The sequence below is a fragment of the Candidatus Zixiibacteriota bacterium genome (assembly GCA_040756055.1).
Lineage (GTDB): Bacteria > Zixibacteria > MSB-5A5 > GN15 > FEB-12.
In genome coordinates, this window is record JBFLZR010000001.1 from 202,646 (window position 1) to 225,300 (window position 22,655).

Consider the following 22,655-nt stretch of genomic DNA (forward strand, 5'->3'; position numbering starts at 1 on the left):
GGAGCGAGGAGCTAGATGAACAGTGAAGCGAAAAGTACCAAGGTGAATGTCCTTCATCTAATAGCCTCTGAATTCGTAGGCGGCCCTGAAAAGCAATTGCTAACTCACTGCAGATATTACGACAAGTCTCAATTCACCATAACTGTGGGTTCATTCAAAGAGGGTAAACAAGACAACGATTTAATCAGGGAGTTGAACAAGACCGATACTCCGGCGATAGAAATTAATCACAGGCATCTGTTAGACTTTTCGATCATCCCGCAGCTAAAACGTCAGCTTCTCGAAAAGGAAATTGACATTTTGATTACTCACGGCTACAAATCAAACATAGTTGGATACTTCGCCTGTAAGAATACGCCTGTTGTTCAAGCAATGTACGTTCGGGGATGGACCTCTGAGAACTGGAAGGTTGCATTATACAATAAGTTGGATTTGTGCTTTCTCAAGAGGGCAAAGATAATAGTGACGGTAGCCGATAATAAGAGGCGTGAACTCACGCAGTTGCAAATTGCCCCGGAACGGATTAGATACATCGCCAATGCCGTCGAGATTCCAATGAATGAGAACCGTCGGCCGCTCAGAGAAAAGTACTCGCTTGGAGGCAATACACTCTTGATTATCGCCGCCGGACGGCTATCGCCGGAAAAGGGTCACAGGCAACTGCTACTGGCCTTGAAGGAACTCGAAACAGTACACCATGATTTTTTTTGCGTCATTTTCGGTGACGGCGTTATGAGCAATTCTCTAATCGAGCTGGCTGAGAGATTGAACCTGAGTGCGAAGGTCGTCCTGGCCGGATTCGATAGAAGCTGGAGAGATTACTGTTATGATGCTGATCTACTCGTAAATCCGTCGCTGAGTGAAGTTATGCCAAACGTTGTCTTGGAGGGGATGGCCGCGCGATGTCCCGTCGTTGCGACTGATGTGGGGGGGGTGTCCGAGCTTATAACGGACGGAGAAACTGGTTTTCTGGCAGAACCCGGTTCTCCGGGTTCACTGTGCAACGCCATAAACAGGTTTCTAAAAGGCAGACACGCTATTGATTTACTGACCGCCAGAGCTTTTAAGCACGTATCCGAAAACTTCTCGTTCGCAAGCCAGACCGCCAAACTGAACAATCTGTATGAGGAGCTAGCGAGAATGAAGTCTGAGAGCGGTAACAAATGACAGACAACAACAACCATTATTTTGTCTAGGAGAATCGGCAATAGAATATGAAGACTGTGCTTTCCATAATGGGCACGAGACCCGAAATCATAAAGGTATCACCCGTCGTAAGGGCGTTTGCGGAGGATGGGGACTTCGAATCTTTGGTGCTATCGACCAGCCAGCATCGCGAGATGTCGGATCAGTTTCTGTCCGAATTCGGTATTGTCGCCAATTACGATCTGGACGTAATGATTCCGAATCAAACACTGTCCTACATCACATCAGAGATATCCGCCAGACTTGATAGAGTATTCGCCGACTTAAGACCGGACATAGTGCTGGTTCAGGGGGACACAACCACCGCGTTTATCGGCGGACTCGTCGCGTTCTACCACAGGATTCCGGTGGGTCATATTGAGGCGGGTCTGAGAACGTTCAATCTGCATTTTCCGTTCCCCGAAGAGTTGAATCGCCAGATGATTAGTCGACTGGCCAGTTTCAATTTCGTGCCAACCATTCGGGCAAAGGAAAACCTTGTGCGAGAAAATATTCCCTGCGACACGATTTACTTTACCGGTAATACCGTTGTGGACGCCCTGCGGTATATGGTTGAGCGCAACCCCAGCTTGAAAGCATTAGAATCATCATCTTCCAATGACAACACCATCCTTGTCACGGCACACCGGCGCGAGAATCTCGGCGAACCGATGAAGAACATTTGTGATGCTATTTTGCAGATTGTCGATTCACATACAGATTGTAGGGTCGTGTTTCCGGTACATCCGAATCCCCGGGTCAGGGAAGTGGTCGACGGCAAGCTCCGCAATAATGTGCGTATCGACCTAATCGAACCGGTCGATTACCATCAACTGATTGCTTATATGCTGAGATCCAAGATAATTCTGACCGACTCGGGCGGTATCCAGGAAGAGAGCGCATGCCTGAGGAAACCTGTTCTGATCATGCGAGATGAAACCGAACGACCGGAGATTGTGGAAGTCGGCGGCGGGATATTAGTCGGCACAAATAAGGACCGGATATTTGAACAGGTCAGCAGACTCCTCACGGATGAAGTAGCGTATAGAACCATGACCAAGTGCAGGAACCCCTTTGGGGACGGAAGAGCAGCAAACCGCATAGTGGAGAGTATTCGCCGACATTTTGGTTTACCAGTTTCGAATCCGATTGGGCCACTGGAGGAATAGAGACACCGATGGATTTTATTGTATTTTCAGATGACTGGGACCGTCACCCATCCAGTTCTGAACACCTCTTCCGACAGTTACTGAACGACAATCGTGTCGTGTGGGTCAACACGATTGGAGCCAGAGCCCCCAGGTTGACAGTCAATGACATGAAAAGAAGTGTGGAGAAGCTCATTTCCTGGGTCCCACTTAAGACACACGACACCCCGGGAGGCGGGCATTCGACAGACCCCAATCTTACAGTAATCTCACCTGTTATTCTTCCCTACTTCGGAAGCCGTGTTGTTCGCAAGCTTAACACGTTTGCTGTCGAGCGGAAAATATTGAATGTCGTTGGTGACGCGGCGAGGAAAGACGCGGTGCTTTTCAGCTCTCATCCGCATGTTGTAGACTTTTTCAGGGCGTTTCCCGAGTTCTTCAAGATTTATTACTGTGTTGATGACTATACACTGATGCCGGGGACGAATAAAGACCTCATCAAGCGACTTGAATCGGAGCTTATAGCCGACTGTGATCTCATATTCTATACGGCTCGGTATCTTGAATCGAAATTCACCGGCTTTGAGAACAAAATCGAATATCTGCCTCACGGGGTGGATTACTCACACTTCGCGGCCCGCGCCAACGCAGATTTGCGGCGCAGAAATACCAAACCTGTGATTGGTTTTTTCGGCCTGTTGGACGAATGGGTCGACACTGATATGATATATGATATCGCGTATGAGCGAACTGACTGGCATATAGTGCTCATAGGTAGAGCGGAAGTAAACCTCGATAAACTGCTTTCGCTCAAAAACGTTGAAAGGATGAATGCGGTTCCTTACATCGAGCTTCCGAGCTATGCTAATCGTTTTGATGTTGGCATCATCCCATTCCGGATCAACGAACTGACGAAGGCTGTAAATCCCGTGAAGTTCTTGGAATATATGGCGATGGGGATTCCGGTTGTTTCCACCTCTCTGCCGGAGTTGCACAGGTTCGGTTCTGAGGTCTACTTCGGCGATACATCGGGGCAGTTCATCGCCCGGATAGAACAGGCGTTGAAGGAGGATTCGTCCGAGCGCAGGGATCGGCGAAAACAGATTGCGGCAGCGAATTCCTGGACTAACCAGAGTCGCAAACTTACGGAATCAATCCGCGCACGACAAAAGGTTTTGGCGAGCGATAGATGACACCACGAATCACCATTGCTTACATAATAGATACCATTGCCACTTCTTCGGCCGGTACGGAAAAGCAACTGCTGCTGCTGCTTAATAATCTCGATCGCGGCAGGTTCAGTCCGCACCTGATCTGCCTGCGCGGTTCAAAGTGGCTCGATGAGAACAGACTCGGCGTGCCGGTTACCGTTCTGGGACTCAAAAGTCTCGCCTCATTCTCTGCAGTTAGGGCCTTTTTGCAATTGCGGAAATATGTCAGGAAGAATGAAATCGAGATAATACAGACGTTTTTCGTCGATGCTAACCTGTTTGGCACCGTGGCAGGTTTTTTTTCGCGGGTGCCGGTCATTGTATCCAGCCGGCGAAATGTCGGTATGGGCTACTGGCACACGCCCATGTGGCTCAGGATCCTGCGAGTGTTGCGGCGCATGACAACCTGCTATATCGCGAACTCGAAATTCACGGCCAATTACTCCATCGATGTCGAGCGGCTGGACCCGGCCAGGGTGCACGTTGTTTACAACGGCCTCGATTTTGAGAAATATGAGCGGCTGAATAAAGACTTTCGGCGGCAGTGCCGAGAAGAACTTGGGATCACGGACAAAGAAATACTTATCGGAATCGTAGCCAATCTGCGTAAGATAAAAAACCTTTCCCTCTTTGTGGAGGCAGCTCGTATTGTCCACGCCGGTCATCCGGACACCAGATTCGTCATGGTTGGCGAGGGTGAAGAAAGGGGCGCGCTGGAGAGTAAAATAGGAGACTACGGGCTGACCGAAGTTGTGAAATTGACCGGTCAGGTGACCGACCCCCTGCCTGTACTGGCGGCTATGGATATCGCGGCGCTGTGTTCTAAAGGGGAAAGCCTTTCCAACTCGATAATCGAATACATGGCCTGCGCGCTTGCGGTGGTGGCCTCGGATGTCGACGGAAATCGCGAGGCTCTCGGCGAAGGGAACGGGCTTTTATTCAAGAGCGGCGATGAAAAGGATTTTTCCGAAAAGATTGAACAGCTTATATTAGATCCTGAGATGAGGAAACAACTCGGGCAAAAGGCAAGAGTCCATGCTCACAAGACTTACGGGCGCGCCGCCGCGCTCAGGCGGCATCAGGAGCTGTATGAGCGCTATGCCTCCAGCGGGGCTTTTACGAAACGATGAGAAAACTACTTAAGTTGATAAGCAAGGGGATTGCCGTTATTCTGGTCTCGCCGTTAATTCTGGCAACCTGGGCAGGTTTATATCTTCTGCGGAGTGAAAGGATTTTTATTGGCTGCGCTCAGTTGGTGAGCCTGGTCCCTGATTATATCGGCACCTATCTCAGGGTTGCCTTTTACTCGTTTACCTTGAGTGAATGTTCGTTCACCGGCCACATCATGTTTGGCTCCTATATTTCCAAACAACAGACGAGAATAGGCAGGAATTTCTACATTGGGGCGTACAACATTATCGGATTGGCCGATATCGGTGCGAATGTGGTGATTGCAAACAACATCAGTATATTATCCGGCCGCAGGCAACACAACTTTGACGATCCATCAAGGGACATCATGGACGGACACGATAGTTTCAATCGTTTGCGCATAGGTAACAACGTGTTTATCGGCGACCGCACCGTAATAATGGCCGATATTGGCGATCATTCGATTATTGGAGCCGGAAGTATTGTCGTCAAGGAGATTCCACAATATTCGGTAGCAGTGGGCAATCCGGCCAGAGTTGTCAAAGAGCGGGGCTAATTACCGTCGATTGTATTTTGTTTTTGTGGTTTGTTCATTTAATGACCACTTGTCTTTCTCGATGTTTAGCCGGACGAGCTGGGCGAGATTGTAAGCTCTTGGCGTACAATGAGTATTCGGCCTCGATATATTGCCCCCGAAATGGCAGTATAATTGCGTATGCTTTTTGTCGAAATATGAATATAAGCTATGGGATGTTCAGAACCCCAAACCGAATAATTTAGAGTGCGGGGTTGCTCTCTTGCCCGGGCTGCTAATTCTTAACCGCATGAGGTGACTAAAAATGTTTACTGGGAAAATTAAGACGGGACGGTTATCGATACGAACTCTCGTTCTGACGGGGATCTTTATTGGACTAGCCGTGCCGGCATCACTTGATGCCCGGCAGGTAGTAATAGGGTCAAGTGACCTTCCCTATACGGCATCGACCCCCTACGACACAATTACTTTTAACTCCAGCAGAATCAGCACGACAGGAAGTGGAATATATGTTACGGCCAATAATGTCACGATTGACCTTCAAGACGACACACTCGAATTTGGAACTGGTAACGGTGACCGCGTCTACGGCGTCTACACTTCTTACCATAGGACCAACCTGAACATAATCGGGGACCCCGTAAATCATGGGCTGATACTACACGGTGGAGGAACAGTTCGGGCTGATTCGGTTTACAACTGTCGCAATGTCCTAACGCTTGGTGGTTTGACCAGGGATATTACGATTCAATTCGTCGACATGCAGATTAATGGCTGGAACACTCACAACTATTCGCATGCGGATGGCACGATAAGCAATCTGACTATATCTGATTGCAGGATAATTAATCACGGTCATGGATTCACGAGCAGATGTTCGTTCGATGGGGCGGCAATTTATCTGCCGGCCAATTCCACTTTGGGGGCGACAATAACCAACTGCTATGTCGAATCGTATCATGCCGCTGTTTATTTGTCGGGCAAAGCGGAAATCGCGTCATGCACCCTCATGGTGGATGCAAAGAATGACCTTTATTATCCTGGCGACCCGTGGGACCAGGTCTGCTATACATCGGCTAATGCGATTGCCATATCTACGTGGATACTATCACCGGGCACGTCTTTTCACGATAACGTGATACTGTCGGGTGTGGAAAACGAGGGGTGCGATGGGGCATTTCTAATATGTTATGCAGCGGGTACGGAGGACAACCCCATATCAATCTACAATAACGAAGCAATCATCCATCGCGGAAGGGATGACCATTACGGGGCCTATCTTACCGCAAAGGGCTACAAGCAAAGGTGGAGCAACAAGCATGTAAAGATTTACAACAATCAGTTCACTGTGGTCGGTCATAGCAACCATCCTCTCTACCCCAACGCTTACAACGCAACCGTTGAGGGGATGGCCATGTTGTTCATTGACCAGTTCCACGGTTCTGAGGGACAATTCTGCGATAGCTTCGTAACTGTTGAGAACAATCGAATTCTGGCAATTGACAGCGGAGGGGCTACCGCTTCTGGTTATAACATCTGTATCAGGGGCGAGAACACAGGTTATAATTGGCAAAGTGCCGGCAATATTTGGCGGAACAACTACTTCGAAGCATCCGACCTTGGCGGTAAGATTGGCTATCCTGATGGCGGTAAGTGTATCAATTTCCTGAGTCAGGGTGATACTCTGTTCGCGTTGTCGCAGGTATTTTACGCGTTTGATATCGGCGACTGGAATGGGCCCTGTACCGCTAACGTTATTAGGGACCTAGTCTATTCGCGGGGCGCGCCGGAGGATGACCTCGACTGGGATATAAATGCCGCCGGAAGTGATATTTCTTTTGAGCGAACTCTTCGGGTCTTTGCCAGGGGTACCAATGACCTCGGTGTGGCGGGAGCCGCTGTCTCGGTCTGGAATAACTACGGGAATCTTGTATATTCCGGCTTTACCAACTCATCCGGTTTGGATACGGCATATATCAAATATGACCACGAATTCTACAGTATAGCCGACTCCACTTCGTTTAACGATTTCACAGTCAGGGTGTCCAAGGACGGCGATGACAGTACGATAGTGATGACGATTGACGGCCTGTCTTCGAAATCGCAGTTATCGCCAACGTTGGGACTGAATATGGATGGTACGGGCGACACAACCGTAATCTCTGACGACACCACCCCTCCATCGGCGCCCGATTCGCTGAAGGCGGAGCAGGGGACTCTACAGGGGTCAGTTGAGCTTGACTGGCTGGCCCCCGGTGATGACGGTACAATCGGGACTGCCACCGGGTATCAACTGATGTGGTCATCGCAGCCGCTTAATGTGGCGCTCTGGAACGATGCCACCACGCTGTGGAATCCGAAGCCTTATGGGCAGCAGGAAGAATATACCATTGCCAGCTCACCGCCAATCGGGGAGCTTTATGTTTATCTTCGGGCTTTTGACGAAGTTCCCAATTATTCCGCGGTTACATCCATTGTTCCTTTCGGAAGCGGGGATATTGCCGATACGGGAGATGACGCCTTCATTGTTCACTACTCCCCCAACCCGGTGCACTTTACGCAGGGGGAGTATGTTACTTTTACGCTGCCACAGCAACCGGTGGATTTGTTGATTCAGACGGTATCTGGTGAAACGGTGGTTCTGATGACCGGGGTCTCTGGCGAGTGGCGGTGGAACGGCACGAATGCTTCTGGAAACCGGGTGGCGACCGGAGTCTATTCGTGGTTCGTGCCGGGGACAGATCAAAACGGTAAAATAGTTGTAAAGCCTTAGCTTCACCGGTTGCAGCAGCTTGTTATTGGCGATATTTCTCATTCACCTTTGGTAAACAGCAAATTCTGTTTCGACCTGAGTTTGTGGGCACACTTTATTTGTTTGCGCCGAAAAGGTTTGGAACAAATCCGAGAAAACAGCGGTTTACGACAAGTAACACAGGAACTTGTTGTCAGGCTGTCGAGGGACGCCACCCAGCCGAAAACACGATTTGAATTAACGCAGTATAAAAACAAAGCTTTTTGATAATTGACTTTAGATATATTCCCATTTAATTGACTATTGTAAAGATAGTTAGCGCAGGGTATAACTGGATTTTTAAGGGGAATCTTCATTGAAATTTGATAAGAATAGTCTCAAAATCGATGCCGCTGCCGTAAGCGAACAGCTGGCAGAGACCATTCGGACACAGATCCGTAGCACACTGCGCAAAGCGGGCGCGGTAGTAGGCATTTCTGGAGGTATCGATTCATCGGTCGTGCTGGCTCTGTGCGCCAAAGCGTTGGGCCCAAAACGAGTCCTGGGAATTATGATGCCCGAGACCGATTCATCGCCTGACTCCCTCACCCTGGCACGCCTTCTGGCTGACAAATTCGGCGTGGAAACCGTGGTCGAAAATATCTCGGCGGGTCTCGATGGACTCGGGTGCTACCGCCGCCGCGATGAAGCTATCCGTCAGGTCTTCCCGGAATACGACAACCGCTACAAGAGTAAGATCGTGATTCCGACCAATATCCTGGAAAAAGAGACATTCAATTTCTTCAGCCTGACCGTGGAAACACCCGACGGAGAGGTTATGACCCGACGCCTGCCCCTTGGAGCCTATCTCCAGATTGTGGCTGCTTCGAATCTCAAGCAACGGCTGAGAATGACCACCCTCTACTACCATGCCGAAAAGCGTAATTACGCAGTCGCCGGCACAGGCAACAAAGATGAACATCAGCAGGGATTCTTCGTCAAATACGGCGACGGCGGCGCCGATCTCAAACCTATCGCCCATCTGTTTAAAATACAAGTTTACCAGCTGGCGGAAGCCCTGGGTGTCCCTGACGAGATACTAAAACGAATTCCTACAACTGACACATATAGTGCCGGGTGCACGCAGGAAGAGTTCTTCTTTGGTCTGGACTTCTATCGCATGGATATGCTCTGGTACGCCATGGAACACAATGTGCCTGCCGAAGAAGCGGCGAAGGTGATGGACCTGACCCCGGAGCAGGTAGAGAGGGCCTATGCGAATATTCAGCGCAAGATCGACGCAACTGAATATCTGCGCATGGCTCCGCTGGAAATCTAGTCTGACGATAACGATAATAATCGATATAAGAGGTTTGTATCAATTATGGCAAGCACCGAAGATATCAAGAAATCCCTTAGAGAATTCATCACCGAAACCTTCATGATCGGTGATGAGAGTGAAAAACTGGGTGACTCCGATTCCTTCATGCAAAATGGAATTATAGACTCAACCGGCGTTTTGGAACTGGCCTCATTCATTGAACAGCAGTACGGTTTCTCGATTGAAGATGACGAAATGACGCCGGGAAATCTGGATTCGCTGAATAATCTGGTAAGTTACGTTTCCAGGAAGCTGGGCTGACGAATGCCGGCGCGGATTGCCGGCCTTTCAGCGGTTTGACGTCATGAAAGTATTCGATCTTCTCAGGTCAAGCGCGGGGCAATATCCTGACAAAATAGCCGTGACTCATCACGAGCGACAAGCCACTTTTGGGGAAGTTTTTGACTCCTCCCTGTCCCTGGCCGCTCGTCTTAAGGAAATCCTGCCCGAAAAAGGGCAGCGGGTCGCTATCCTTATCGAGAACTCTGTTGAATATGTTCAGGCCTTTTTCGCGGTGTTTGCCGCCGGGCATGTCGCGGTTCCACTGGATACCTCCCTCGACGCTCAGAGCCTGCGCTATATCACTACCGACTGTCAGGCGCGCGTACTTATCACCAGCGCCAAATTCAGGCGCACCATTCCCGATATCCTCGCGCAGGACTCCCAGGTTAAGCTGGTCATCTGCGACAAACAGATTTCTGTTGGCCGCCATGATATCCCGGTAGAACTGCTAAGCGACATATTCTCATCGAAAAGACGATATCAGGACAACACGGTCGAAATAGATGAAAACGAGCTGGCGGCCATTTTTTACACGTCAGGCTCGACGGGCAAATCAAAGGGCGTCATGTTGTCACACCGCAATTTGGTCTCAAATACAATAGCGACTATCGAATATCTAAAGCTGACCAACGATGACGCCGTGATGGTCATCCTGCCGTTTTACTACATCTATGGTAATTCCCTGTTATTAACTCATATCGCCTGTGGTGGAAGGCTGGTTATCGACAATCGCTTCATGTACCCCGAGGTCGTGCTGGACACTATGGAACAGGAGAAGGTAACCGGCCTGTCGGGTGTACCATCCAATTTCATGATTCTGCTGGCCAATTCCACCTTCACCAAGCGCAAACTCGAATCACTTCGCTATTTCACCCAGGCGGGCGGCGCCATGGCGCCGGAGATTGTAAAGCGGCTGATGGACGCTTTCGGGCACAAAGAAATTTTCATCATGTACGGCCAGACTGAAGCCGCTCCACGAGTGTCGTATCTTCCTCCCGAGAGGCTTAAAGAAAAACTGGGGTCTATCGGCATCCCCGTCCCCGGCGTGCGGATGGCGGTGGTAGATGATGACGGCAACGAACTGCCGGTTGGCGAAGTTGGCGAAATCATGGTCACCGGCCCAAACGTCATGCTCGGCTACTGGAATCAAACGGATGAGGAGAACGATGTTCTCCGCGACGGTCGCCTGTTCACAGGGGATCTGGCACGAATGGACAAAGACGGATATTTCTACGTGGTTGGTCGCAAGAAGGAAATCATCAAGACCGGCGGCAACAGGGTAAGCGTTAAGGAAGTCGAAGAATGTATCCTCGAGTGCGAAAAAGTGCTCGAGGTAGCCGTATTCGGTGTCCCGGACCCTATTCTGGGTGAGGCTATAAAGGCAGTCATCGTCTTAAACAACGGACAACAAGCCGAGAGTAAAGAGATATCCGATCACTGTCGAATCAGGCTGGCCAGCCATAAGGTTCCGAAATTGATCGAGTTTGCCGGTTCTCTTCCGAAGCAGAAATCCGGAAAGATAGATAAGATGAAACTCAAGAGCGCAAAATAGAAGAGTTACGAATATAGAAAGGAAGTCACATGAAGCCGATACGCGACCTTCTCAAAATAGACCCCAGGCTCGAAAGCGCCACCGTCGTGGATTTCATGGCAGCACAATTAAAGGGAACACCCAAGAGAGATGGAATTATTGTGGGCGTCAGCGGGGGTATCGATTCGGCCGTGGTTGCCTCGCTGGCTGTTGAGGCCATCGGCAGGGACAAAGTATATGGCCTGATACTGCCCGAAAAAGAGTCCAACCCGATTTCGGCCCAATACGCCCGCAAGATCATCGACAAACTTGGCATAAAGCACCACACGGTTGATCTGACCGAGGCAGTGGGCAGTTTCGCCGCTTACAAAACGCGCGATGATGTTATCAAGAGCATTTTCCCCGAATACAATGAAAGCTACAAATTCAACATCTATCTGCCGCAAAATCTTCTAAATGTCGACCGTTACAATTTCTACACCCTGCGCATCGATGACGGCAAGGGCAATCACAAGGAGAAAAGGCTGACCAAACAGCAGTTTCTGGCCATCACCTCGGCGGCCAACGTCAAAATCCGCTCGCGCATGATAGCGCTTTATTTCTGGGGCGAGCAAATGAACTATCTGGTCGCGGGCACAACCAACAAGACCGAGTTCCTGTTGGGTGATTTCTGCAAGTTCGGCGATGGCGGCACGGACGTGGAAGCTATATCGCATCTGTACAAGTTGCAGGTGTATCAGCTCGGCGAGTATTTCGGCGTCCCCAAAGAGATAATCGACAGAACGCCAAGCCCGGATACATTCAGCCTGCCGGTTTCCGATCAGGATTTCTATTTCTGTTTGCCTTTTGACGTTCTCGACCCGCTTCTGTACGCGTGGGAGTATAAGGTCGACATCAACCAAGTATCGAAAGAACTGGGCCTTACTCCCGATCAGATTAAGCGTGCTTATCGTGATTTCGAGTCCAAGCACACTTCCACCGAGCACATTCGCCAGTTGCCTTACGCCATCGAACGCGATTGGCCGGCCTACCTATCGAAATAAGCACGCTATTGGCGGCGACACAGCCTTCTAGGCGGCCCTCGAGGCCGCCTTTTTTGTCACAAGTTCCTACCCCATCCAAACCTCCTCCATAGTACTTGACAGGGCCGTCTCCGGCCGCCAAATTGGGTGAAATTGTCTTAAGGGAGATTATGCCGGAGTCGATTTTAGTTACGGGGGGATGCGGCTTTATCGGGTCGCACCTTGTCGATGCCCTGCTGGCCCAGGGGAAACGTGTCACCGTCATCGATAATTTCAACGACTTTTATGAACCATCTATCAAGCGCCGCAACTGCCGGCCGCACCTGGAATTTGACACATACCGGTTGGTAGAGGCCGACATCAGGGATTCTGAGGCAGTTTCCCGATGCTTTGCCGACGGGCAGTTCAGCGAGGTGATCCACCTCGCGGCCATGGCCGGGGTGAGACCATCGATCAAAAATCCGGTGCTCTACCAGCAGGTCAACCTGATAGGCACGATGAATCTGCTCGAGGCGTGCCGGCATCATTCGGTAAAAAAGTTCATATTTGCTTCGTCATCGTCGGTCTACGGCAACAACAAGAAGGTCCCGTTCTCGGAGAGCGATCCGGTCGATAACCCCATCTCGCCTTATGCGTCAACCAAAAAGGCCGGTGAGCTGATGGCGTACACTTATCATCACCTCTACGGCATCAGGACCGCCTGTCTTAGGTTTTTCACGGTTTATGGCCCGCGGCAGCGCCCGGAAATGGCCATCCACCTTTTCACTCGGAAAATACACAACGGCGAGGAAATCGAGCAGTTTGGCGACGGCGTCTCGCAGCGGGACTACACCTTTGTGGAAGACATCGTCGGCGGCATCCTCAGCTGCCGACAGGCGGACTTCGGCTATGAGATAATAAATCTGGGACGTTCCGATACGATTGAGCTTCGAGAACTGATTTCGAAAATAGAAAAACTACTGAAAAAGACAGCAAAAATAAGAAAAATGCCTCATCAGCCGGGTGATGTTCAGCGCACATTCGCGGATATCTCCAAGGCTCAGCGCCTTTTGGCATACCAGCCAGAGGTGTCGATAGATGAAGGTCTGGAGAGATTCATAAACTGGTATCTGCGGCAGCAAGGGAATAAAACATGAATATATGCGTTGTTGGAACGGGTTATGTAGGTCTGGTGGCCGGTGCTTGCATGTCGGACTTCGGAATGCACGTCATATGTGTCGATCGCGACGAATCCAAAATCAAAATGCTCAAGAATGGCAAAATGCCCATCTATGAGATAGGCCTCAGTGATCTTGTGCAGCGCAATGTCAAGCTCGGCCGTCTGGTGTTCTCCAGCGACCTCGAAAAGGCTGTGGACCGCTCCCTGGTCGTCTTTGTGGGAGTGGGGACCCCGGAAAACGACGATGGCAGCGCCAATCTTACGCAGGTGCGCGAAGTCGTGAGAACGGTGGCCCGAACCATGAACGATTACAAAGTCATTGTCATCAAAAGCACCGTACCGGTAGGCACCGCCCGCGAGCTAAAGAAACTGATACGGGATAATCTTACCCGTGAGGTGGAGTTCGATATAGTCTCAAACCCGGAATTCCTGCGTGAGGGAGCCGCCGTGAATGACTTTCTCAGACCGGATCGAGTGGTAATCGGCGCCGACTCCGAAAGAGCGATGGCTATCATAAGAGACATCTATCGTCCTCTGTATCTTCTTGAAACCCCGATCGTAGGCACCACCAACGAAACCGCGGAGATGATTAAGTACGCCTCCAATACCATGCTGGCGCTCAAAATCTCCTTCATCAACGAAATTGCCAATATTTGCGACCGGGTGGGCGCCGATGTATACAAAGTCGCCACCGGGGTCGGCATGGACAAGAGAATAGGCCCAAAATTTCTCCATCCGGGACCCGGATTCGGCGGATCCTGTTTTCCCAAGGACATCAGGTCGCTGGTCAACACCGCCGAATCGGTGGGCTATGATTTCCAGCTCGGCAAGTCGGTTCTGAGGGTAAATGAGCGTCAGAAGGAGTTGATTGTCGAAAAGAGTCGAAAGCTTCTTGACGGCCTTAAAGACAAGACAATCTGTCTGCTTGGTCTGGCGTTCAAGCCGGGGACGGACGATGTTCGTGAATCCCCCCCGCTTCATATCGCCCGCAAGCTGCTCGCTGAAGGGGCCAGGGTGCAGGCATATGACCCGGCGGCCATGGATGAAGCCAAAAAAGAGCTGGCCGAATTGACATACTGCGATGATTACCTGACGGCCGCGAAAGAAGCCGACCTGATAATTATCGCTACCGAATGGCACGAGTTCAGGGATTTGGATTTCGATGCTCTGAAAAAGAACCTCAGGGGGCTCAATATCTTTGATACCCGCAATATTTATAGTCCGCAGGATGTCCGCAAGCGCGGCTTCACTTATATTTGTACCGGGCGGCAGTAGGCGCGGCGAGGGAAACAGATGCAATAAAAAAGTCGGGTACTTTTGGTACCCGACTTTTTTTATGGTTGTAAAACCAAATTAGAAGTTGGCTTTCAACGTAAAGTACTGGTTGTCGTCGAATACTTCGGTCTCGTTCCAGGAGTATTCGAATGTCAGGTCAACGCCACCAAGCGGTACCGTCAACCCGGCGCCGAACGACGCACCGTAAATGTACGAATCCTGTTCGGAGAAGTTGTATCCGGCGCGCAGCGCGTACTTGCCGTCATAGACGTATTCCGCACCGCCCTGCCAGTAATCATCCGAGTAGTTGTTCGACCGGAAGTTACCGGAGAGGTTGGCCAGATTCTTGCCGTCATCGAGGAAGTCGTAGCCGATACCGACGTTGATCGAGCTGGGCAGATCGAACTTGGCGGCAACCTGTCTTGCCGGACGGTCATTGAGCTCGCGATCGAACCCGATGCCGTCAAACGCCATTTCAGGGCCATAGTTCTTGACTGCCAGACCGACCGACAATCCGTACCAGCGCGGCTTGTAGATGAAGCCCACATCGAAAGCTACGCCGGTGGCTTTGACATTGAAGATGTCCTCGTTGATGAACATCGCCGTCACACCGAACGCGACGTTGGCCGTGAACTCACGGGCATAGGTCACGTTCAACACCGACAGAGTCGGGCTGAATACGCGGCCCGTGCCATCCGGGAAGTCCTCGGTGGTTTCCTCGATATCACCAACGGAGACGACCTTGGCGCCGAATCCGATCGTACCAAAGCCTTCGATACCTTTGGCGATACCGACGAAGTTGACATCGATATCAGCGATATACGGCAGGTATGTGAATGCTGCTTCCGTACCTTCCAGCGAGGCGAGCCCCGCCGGGTTCCAGTACATAGCTTCTATACCGGAAGTGGTCGAAAGCACGGCGCCACCCATAGCGGTGCCGCGGGAGCCAACTGGAATCAGAAGCTCCTGGGCGCCAGCGGTGCCTAATCTCAATGTGTTCCCCGCATAAGCCGGGCTCAGGCCTACTACAAGGAGAACCATTAACACTATGAAAAGTTTATACTTCATTACTTTCACGCTCCTTGTTTAGTAAATGTCCAGAACTTCCTGCTCGACGAAGACTGCCATTTTGCCAATCTTCTGACCAAAGCCCGGAGCATCCACAACATAAATGTAGATACCCGAAGCCACCGGCAAGCGGTTCTCGGTTAATACATCCCAGGTAACTTCGGCTGTTGAAGGATCGTTCTTCTCTATGGTCCGAATCAGATCACCACCGAGGTTGTAGATAGTTATAGTGCATTCCGCAGGCAGATGATGGAACTTGATGGCGTAGCTGCCCGGGTTCGGATCGTATCCGCCTGACAGATAGAACGGGTTCGGTACCGGCTTGATCAGGTCGAGGTCGTTTTCAGTAGAGGTCATCTGAGGAGAGGGAGCCGTGAAGAAGAACGTATCGGCCGGCAGATTAATCCGTCCCGGGAAAATCTGGAATTCATCTTCCCCAGTCCCGCCCGGTGAGAACGGTACATCGTGGCCTCTGCGATTCCATGTTGCCCAATACTGGATAGGAATCGCCGGATCCGACAGGGCGTTGGTAGCCCAATCCGGGTTGACGGTCTCACTGTACGGCTGATTGAAGATAAAGAGCCACTCCCGTGGGCCGCCGGAGCCAACGTTGTCGGTGGCCAACGCCACGAGTGAATCACTCTCTGCCGGCCAGTATTTTCCATCTACCCGACCTAACGAGACGTTGTTCTCCATATAACCGAGAGCGAGCCTCGTAGGCGGATCTGTGTCCATATTCCAGGCAGAAAGCGGGCAGGTTCTATCGAACTCCTGGAACACATAACTTGCGGACGGATTAACAATAAACGGCGCAAATTCCGGCTGGGCAGGTGGATTTTGCGCGTTTCTCAAGAAGCGATAGGCGTACGACACGTTTTCATCGTTTGGATCGAAGGTGCCGTCCTCGGCACTGACCGTAGCCAGTCGCAACACGACCTCCGTGAGTTCTCCCGGTCCCACTATTGATAAACCGTTGAAGTAGTGGGCCGGTGATTCCCAGCCAAGAGCGCCACGGAAGCCCTCAAAACCAAAGTCGCCTTCTGCCCATGTGAACCGTCGTGTGCCTGCGGGTATGTCCCAGCCCCAGGAGGACGGGTCATTCTCGCAATCAATTATGTCACAGCGCTTCACACCGGGTAACGGACCTTGAACCTTGAGTAGGATACCGTCAAACACAAAGTAATCATCATCACCTTCCTGGTTGACCTGATCCTGTAACACCCATCGATTTGCGTCCGTGTCATATACGTGCCACAAAGTAACCACATCCACCAGAGTGTCAACGCCAGATCCTTCTTCGATTTCAACGACTATCGTGTCGACACAATATGTCACAATCGCCGTATCAGGATCGGCCGAAGTATCCCAGGCGAGGTCGCATGTATCAGTGGTGGTGTTAAAGTCAAAAGTGGTATCGGCAAACTCCCACGGATGATACGTGGTGTCGTATCTGTGCGTGAAGGTCAAGCGGTAATCATGCCCCGTAAGAGCAAGCGGATCCATGATTATCGGCTCAATAACGCCGTCGGATATACCGGAACTGTGTGTTACGGGAAGCACCTCATACGATTCCGTAACAGGATGTATACCAGCTACGGGCGATTGCGGTGTTATCGAAAGAGTTCTCTCGCTTTCGAGAAACCGGTCTCCGTTCGGTACAGCATCACCGTTTTGCTTGAAATAGCCGAACGAGAAAGCGCTAACCTTAAAATAATATTCGGTTAGGTCTTTCAAGCTCGTGTTGGTCAGAGCGTCGCTCGTTGCCGTATAATGATAGCTGAGCCCGGTATTCTTCACCGAACGCATTACGACGGGGAGGTCCAAACCCGATTCCGTGTCGAACAGGGTGTCAACCAGAGGCTCACCAGCGTCCTCGCGCTCGTTGATAACGTCGTACGTACCGAGCAGCTTCCATGGTCCGGCAGGGGTCTCGCCCTGCCACACCGAATATCCTTCGAAGGGATATTCGCCCTGGTCAACTTCTGAGGTATCATCCCAGGAAAGGGTGATTTCCCCAGACAGCCGAGCCACTGTCACATTCGGCTTGGCCGGCGGCGCCGGAGGATTGAAGCCTTCTTCATAGAGTACCTGCGCGAATTTGTCAAGGTTCTTCACGACCGTTACGGAACTAAGGTTGTCGGAACCCTGACCAACAATCATGGCGCAGATGATTTCAGTGGAGTCGCCGGGAGCGAATTCGGTCACCGGTCCCGTCGTCTGCATCCAGCGGCGGTCGGCGGGAGCGATGTCAATGTCGCCTTCGCCGGTAACCGGGTCACCACTATGCACGAACTTCAAGACTTCGCCCTCGTAAGTGTAGGGGCTGCCGTCGCTATTGAAACCGCGCATATAATTGAATGTTTCCTGAGCTTCGTCCGGGTCGGTACCGTTGATATACTTGTTGAACGAATACAGGCCCATGTTGGTATAACCCACCCAGGTGGTGTCCCACATACGGGCGGTATCGGCTTCGTCACCGGTAAAGACCAGCGGCCCCTGGAAGAAGTCGCAGCCCATTGCCGGGGGCGCGGCTCCGTACTGACCGTCGTCGTTATCGGAGTTGTACACAAATCCAAGATCAATAGTCGTATCGCACCCGACAAGATCGTCGCCGGCGGTACCGAGGTCAGGGTCATACCAGATGGAGAAGTAGCAGTCCTGGATCGTGTTCACTCCTTTGTTGTAAATCTGGTATTTGACAAAGACCATATTGCCCAACGAGCCTATGCGGTCAAAAGAGAATACCGTCTGCTTCACCTCAATTCCAAGCGGATCGGTAAAGCCGGCGTCGTTGTCGTGATTGTTGGCGTAGGCGTCGTTATATACGCACCAGAGCATCTGGTCGCCGATCATTTTCGGGGTACCATCTTCATTAACCGGGGCGCCCTGATCGACCGGCCAGTTGGTGTAGTCGCCACTGGGGTTGCCCGCCAGACTGTCACGGTAGAGTTTATAGACTCTGAAATCCGGGCTGTCCGGCGAGTAGGTCGAGTCGACCATCGGCCCGGGCGTGTATTCGCTGCTGTACACCGAAACCACGACTCTAATAGTATCATTGACGAGACCGCCGACCCAGAGACCAGCCGCGTAGTTCGGCGAGAAGTCACCCGCCTTACCGATGTTGCCAGCTATGAGCGCCGTGTCTCCGGCGTACGGGAACCAGGTACCATAGTCGTAACCGAATACACCAGCAAGGTCACGACCGAAATTGCCGTGATTGGTCACGAACATCAGTATCCTGTTGGCGTCGATAAAAGTGGTGTTGTCGATAATTGCCGATGACGGCTCGGTGTCAAGCCCTTTCGGGGGTCTGGCCGCGAGCGGCACTGCCAACAGGAGCACCATCAAACAACATAAAAGTTTAATTCTCATCTTATAGTCCTCTCCTCATGTTCGTCAGAACGATAGACGCAACCCGGCGAATACCATCCGCGGATTGGACCAGTTCTTCGGGTTGTTCTGCAGAGCGTCGTATCGGTAGGCAAATTCGGCGCCATCCTCGGGATCAGACGCGCGCACCACACCTTCCGGAGATTCGAGATACCCGGAGGTATTGGGTTCGCCGGTGCCTTCATAGACAGCCACGATATTTTCCCTGTCGAGCAGGTTCTTGACCCAGATATAAGGACGAATCTGGTAATTGCCTACCTGGAAGGTACGCTCCAGTTTGAGGTCGATGACAAAGGTCCACGGCATTCTGGCCGAGTTGATGCCACCGGTCGGCGTCTGCTGAACGGAGGCGTTCGGGCTGACGGCGTCATACACCTCCATAGGAGTGTACGGCAGACCGCTGGCCAACTGCGCCACTATATTGAGACCGAAGTTCTCGAGCGGACGGATGTTACCGACAAGCGGGCCTTCGCCCTTCATTGAGCGCAGGTCGAACATGGCAATGATGCTGTGGCGCTGGTCGTAGTCCAGCGGATTAGTCGACTTCGGCGTGCCACCCGGGTTCTTCCAGGCGATGTTGAACGTTGAATTGGCGTAGGAGCCGGTGCCGCTTGCGTAGCTCAGCGAATATTTCAACTGCATGGCAATATTGCGCGTGCGGCGCATATTGACGCTGAAATCAACACCCTTGATCGTACCGTAGTCGGTGTTGCCGTAATAGTCATAAGCGAACGGAAAAGCAGGCGCCTGGTGGAAAATCTGAACCAGGTCCTGTACGTCCTTGTAATATGCGGTAAGGTCAAAAGCCGTGAACTCACCCAGCTGGTGCGTAATACCAACTTCGTACTGGATGATTTTCTCCGGCTTAAGGTTCGGGTTCGGCTGGGCGTAGTATGAACCGGCGCCAATGCGGGCACCAAAGAAGTCATATCCGACGAACAGCCTGACCAGGTCGGGCCGCTGATAGAACTGACCGTAGTTGACGTGCAGCTGCGTGATGTCGCTGACCGGGAAGGAAACACCGAGACGAGGGGATACACGCGTGAACTTCTCGCTATCCTTAAGGTCCGTAGGATCGATTACCGAACCGAGGAGATCGCCAGCGTTGGTGGGATCGAGCGGGTAAGTGACGTTCTTCGTCTGCTTCGCTTTATAATCGAAGTAGTCGAAACGCAATCCCGCGTTGACTATCAATCCTCTCCAGTCAAGACGGTCGGTCAAATAGATACCCAGATTGATGGGGTGCTTGGCACCGAACGCATAGACCGTATCAGTGGTTCCGTCCGCATTCAAAAGTATCCGCTCGATTTCCCAATCCTCGAGATCGGACTCGTTGCCGAAGATGTCGTAACCATAACGGTTCACGTTCTCCGTGCTGTAATCCACGGAAGCATCGAAGTTCTGGTAAAACCGAGTGGTGTGACGCTGGAAGTCAAAACCAAACTTCAGCGTCTGGCTGGCGCTGATCTGGCTGGTGATGTCTCCCTTGAAACCGATGTACGAGGATTTACGCTTGAGAATGGAGCCAGAGACATAATGCTCCAAAAACGTAACGAACTCGTCATCCGCAAAGATACTGTCGCCTTCGGCAAACAGATTGAAATCATCCCATTCAGGGTTGGGATAATCGCGCTGATAGGCCTCCACATTGTCAAAGAGAACGCCGTCGCCTCTCACTCTTTGCGTCATGAAGTAAGAACCGCTCAGGTTATAAAACGTATTCGCGTTCAGAGTGTGCGTAATCTTGGCGTTCAAGCCCATGTTGGTGTCTTCGTAGCGCGGTGAGTGCTTGACCTGGTCAGGGAAACGCGGATGATTATAAAAGTGGCTATATTCCGACCATCTGTCAATCGACCCGTTGCCGTTCAGGGTCAGCTTGACAGTAGGCGAGAAGTTGTAATCCAATTTACCCTGATACGACCAGCCTTCGAGCCAGTTGTTGGGCATCGTGTTGCGCGATTCCCAGCCGAACTGCTCATAAATCTCCTTGGTCTTAATCGAGGGAGTGCGGTCTTCCTGATAACGGCGCTCTCCGGACAGATAGAAGTATCCGTTCTTCAGTCCGGGGATAGGACCGCTGACGTCGCCGGTGTAGAAATTGTGGTCGAATACCGGCTTGTTGTCGCTGTCGAGGAAGTTGTCAGTGACACCCTCAATCGCGACATGGTATTCATCGCTACCGGAGTTGGTAACGACGTTGACAATACCGGAAGCCACGTGGCCATACTCGGCCGAGAACGCGCCGGAGGTCACAGAAACTTCCTTAATGGCGTTATTGCTGACGTTGGCGGTTGAGATACCGGACAACGGATCCTGCTGTGAGAAACCGTCGACATAGTACGCCACTTCGGAGGGACGACCACCGCGCAGGTTGAGCTCGGGAGATGCCGCCCGGGACTCACGACCGCCGCGCTGGCGGGTGTCAACGTTGGAATTCATGCGAACTACGCTGTTTTGGATACCCACGACCTGTTCGAAACCACGGGTCGGCATGGCCTGAATTTCTTCGGACCGCACGATATTGACCGAGGTCGTTTTGTCGCGAGTAACCAGCTGCTGTTCGGCTCTCACCTCAATCACGGTGCCAAGCTCCGCGGCTTGAGGCGTCATAGCCTGATTAACATAAGCGGCGAGATCAGCATGGACAATCACGTTGGAGATTTCCACCGTTGCGTATCCCACGGCGGTCATGACCACGGTATAGTCTCCGACGGGAACATTCAAGATGGAGTACCGACCATCCGGGTCAGTTATTGCACCCCAGGTTGTACCCTGCACCGACACGGTCACGCCTACGAGCGGCTGCTGCGTCTCAGCATCAGTGACCACGCCTGTAATCTTACCTACTACTGCACTAAAAACAGTACCTGTTAATAGAAGCAGCAGGGTACACGTGATACACAAGAGTTTTAGCTTCATGCTTCACTTACTCCTTATCTTCTCTATTGAGTTAAAATTGGTGGTGAGGCAAAGAAATGACTTAACAACAATCGATACACTCCTCCTTTTGGGATTTCTTAAAGTTTAAGGTTAAAGGACCCTCTATTTTCCTAATAAGAATACGCCCTTTAGGGGCATTATTGTCAACAAAAAAATGGCTTTTGCAGTATGTTGCAGCAACTAAAATCAAGCCGTAAAACGCCGACTCACTGAATCCATTTCATTCCAACACAAATACTCGCATTCGACAACTTTCATTGGATGAAAATTTTTCCGTAATTATTTTCACACTCGACGGGATTTTGCGAGATGCAAGGGTTATCCACATTGCTCTCCTCAGCCGGGACACTATCGCCCATTCGAGAAATTAACAGACTGATAGAAAACTACTTAAGTGCCCAGTATGCGCCTCCCGCAGTGGTGCGACAGGCAGCATCTCGCTCACGCTCATCGTCATTTCTGGAGTTGAAGCCTCCATTTTCTGCGAGAGGCGGTCGGGTGCGAAGGTCTTCGTACGCCAGCCGAGAGTAATATCTTTTGTGGATGTTATCGATACAAATTCCCCCTTCGGGAGCCTCGCGGGTTTTTGGCGGTCCGGGCAGAAATTGCGCCGGACGGACGCTACGGGGTGGACATTGACAGCTG

Annotated in this window: 15 protein-coding genes; 12 read left to right on the forward strand and 3 right to left on the reverse strand. The window is 51.4% G+C overall.

Features of this window, described 5'->3' with window-relative positions:
• The first annotated feature begins 15 nt into the window (after nt 1-15).
• The 12 genes from AB1483_00940 (at nt 16) to AB1483_00995 (ending at nt 14,612) form a co-directional block, all read left to right on the forward strand.
• Entirely contained in the window at nt 16-1,167 is a 1,152-nt protein-coding gene (locus AB1483_00940; protein MEW6411019.1) for a glycosyltransferase family 4 protein, read from the forward strand.
• A 47-nt stretch (nt 1,168-1,214) separates the two neighbouring features.
• Nucleotides 1,215-2,354 (forward strand): UDP-N-acetylglucosamine 2-epimerase (non-hydrolyzing), encoded by a 1,140-nt coding sequence (wecB, locus tag AB1483_00945; protein ID MEW6411020.1) that lies wholly within the window; start codon nt 1,215-1,217, stop codon nt 2,352-2,354.
• An 8-nt stretch (nt 2,355-2,362) separates the two neighbouring features.
• Complete coding sequence (locus tag AB1483_00950; GenBank protein ID MEW6411021.1) at nt 2,363-3,526, forward strand: glycosyltransferase; 1,164 nt, start codon at nt 2,363-2,365, stop codon at nt 3,524-3,526.
• Nucleotides 3,523-4,674, forward strand: coding sequence for a glycosyltransferase (locus tag AB1483_00955; GenBank protein ID MEW6411022.1), 1,152 nt, complete (start codon nt 3,523-3,525; stop codon nt 4,672-4,674). Before AB1483_00950 ends, AB1483_00955 begins: the two co-directional genes overlap by 4 nt.
• A complete protein-coding gene (locus AB1483_00960) occupies nt 4,671-5,252 on the forward strand; it encodes an acyltransferase (protein ID MEW6411023.1) in 582 nt (193 codons plus the stop codon). The genes AB1483_00955 and AB1483_00960 overlap by 4 nt, the downstream gene beginning before the upstream one ends.
• Before the next feature lie 361 nt (nt 5,253-5,613).
• On the forward strand, nt 5,614-8,004 hold the full coding sequence (locus tag AB1483_00965) for a hypothetical protein (GenBank protein ID MEW6411024.1): 2,391 nt from the start codon (nt 5,614-5,616) through the stop codon (nt 8,002-8,004).
• A 334-nt stretch (nt 8,005-8,338) separates the two neighbouring features.
• Complete coding sequence (gene nadE / locus AB1483_00970) at nt 8,339-9,301, forward strand: NAD(+) synthase (protein ID MEW6411025.1); 963 nt, start codon at nt 8,339-8,341, stop codon at nt 9,299-9,301.
• Nucleotides 9,302-9,346: 45 nt separating this feature from the next.
• Nucleotides 9,347-9,604 carry an acyl carrier protein gene (locus AB1483_00975; GenBank protein MEW6411026.1) on the forward strand — a complete coding sequence of 86 codons (258 nt, stop codon included), beginning with the start codon at nt 9,347-9,349 and terminating at the stop codon, nt 9,602-9,604.
• 43 nt (nt 9,605-9,647) lie between these two features.
• Nucleotides 9,648-11,177 carry a class I adenylate-forming enzyme family protein gene (locus AB1483_00980; GenBank protein ID MEW6411027.1) on the forward strand — a complete coding sequence of 510 codons (1,530 nt, stop codon included), beginning with the start codon at nt 9,648-9,650 and terminating at the stop codon, nt 11,175-11,177.
• Between the two features lie 29 nt (nt 11,178-11,206).
• On the forward strand, nt 11,207-12,199 hold the full coding sequence (nadE, locus tag AB1483_00985) for an NAD(+) synthase (GenBank protein ID MEW6411028.1): 993 nt from the start codon (nt 11,207-11,209) through the stop codon (nt 12,197-12,199).
• A 149-nt stretch (nt 12,200-12,348) separates the two neighbouring features.
• Nucleotides 12,349-13,314, forward strand: a complete 966-nt coding sequence (locus AB1483_00990; protein MEW6411029.1) for a GDP-mannose 4,6-dehydratase — start codon at nt 12,349-12,351, stop codon at nt 13,312-13,314.
• On the forward strand, nt 13,311-14,612 hold the full coding sequence (locus AB1483_00995; protein MEW6411030.1) for a UDP-glucose/GDP-mannose dehydrogenase family protein: 1,302 nt from the start codon (nt 13,311-13,313) through the stop codon (nt 14,610-14,612). The genes AB1483_00990 and AB1483_00995 overlap by 4 nt, the downstream gene beginning before the upstream one ends.
• A gap of 78 nt (nt 14,613-14,690) precedes the next feature.
• Here AB1483_00995 and AB1483_01000 read toward each other — a convergent pair whose 3' ends face one another.
• The 3 genes from AB1483_01000 to AB1483_01010 all read right to left on the reverse strand — a co-directional run bounded on the left by AB1483_01000 (nt 14,691) and on the right by AB1483_01010 (nt 21,989).
• Complete coding sequence (locus tag AB1483_01000) at nt 14,691-15,605, reverse strand: PorV/PorQ family protein (GenBank protein MEW6411031.1); 915 nt, start codon at nt 15,603-15,605, stop codon at nt 14,691-14,693.
• Between the two features lie 93 nt (nt 15,606-15,698).
• Nucleotides 15,699-19,052, reverse strand: coding sequence for a hypothetical protein (locus AB1483_01005; protein MEW6411032.1), 3,354 nt, complete (start codon nt 19,050-19,052; stop codon nt 15,699-15,701).
• A gap of 24 nt (nt 19,053-19,076) precedes the next feature.
• On the reverse strand, nt 19,077-21,989 hold the full coding sequence (locus tag AB1483_01010) for a TonB-dependent receptor (GenBank protein ID MEW6411033.1): 2,913 nt from the start codon (nt 21,987-21,989) through the stop codon (nt 19,077-19,079).
• Between the last annotated feature and the right edge of the window lie 666 nt (nt 21,990-22,655).

What these genes read in the sequence shown, in the direction of transcription:
- AB1483_00940 (MEW6411019.1), top strand. Translation starts at nt 16, where the DNA reads ATGAACAGTGAAGCGAAAAGTACCAAGGTGAATGTCCTTCATCTAATA.
- wecB (MEW6411020.1), top strand. Translation starts at nt 1,215, where the DNA reads ATGAAGACTGTGCTTTCCATAATGGGCACGAGACCCGAAATCATAAAG.
- AB1483_00950 (MEW6411021.1), top strand. Translation starts at nt 2,363, where the DNA reads ATGGATTTTATTGTATTTTCAGATGACTGGGACCGTCACCCATCCAGT.
- AB1483_00955 (MEW6411022.1), top strand. Translation starts at nt 3,523, where the DNA reads ATGACACCACGAATCACCATTGCTTACATAATAGATACCATTGCCACT.
- AB1483_00960 (MEW6411023.1), top strand. Translation starts at nt 4,671, where the DNA reads ATGAGAAAACTACTTAAGTTGATAAGCAAGGGGATTGCCGTTATTCTG.
- AB1483_00975 (MEW6411026.1), top strand. Translation starts at nt 9,347, where the DNA reads ATGGCAAGCACCGAAGATATCAAGAAATCCCTTAGAGAATTCATCACC.
- AB1483_00980 (MEW6411027.1), top strand. Translation starts at nt 9,648, where the DNA reads ATGAAAGTATTCGATCTTCTCAGGTCAAGCGCGGGGCAATATCCTGAC.
- nadE (MEW6411028.1), top strand. Translation starts at nt 11,207, where the DNA reads ATGAAGCCGATACGCGACCTTCTCAAAATAGACCCCAGGCTCGAAAGC.
- AB1483_00990 (MEW6411029.1), top strand. Translation starts at nt 12,349, where the DNA reads ATGCCGGAGTCGATTTTAGTTACGGGGGGATGCGGCTTTATCGGGTCG.
- AB1483_00995 (MEW6411030.1), top strand. Translation starts at nt 13,311, where the DNA reads ATGAATATATGCGTTGTTGGAACGGGTTATGTAGGTCTGGTGGCCGGT.
- AB1483_01005 (MEW6411032.1), bottom strand. Translation starts at nt 19,052, where the DNA reads ATGAGAATTAAACTTTTATGTTGTTTGATGGTGCTCCTGTTGGCAGTG.
- AB1483_01010 (MEW6411033.1), bottom strand. Translation starts at nt 21,989, where the DNA reads ATGAAGCTAAAACTCTTGTGTATCACGTGTACCCTGCTGCTTCTATTA.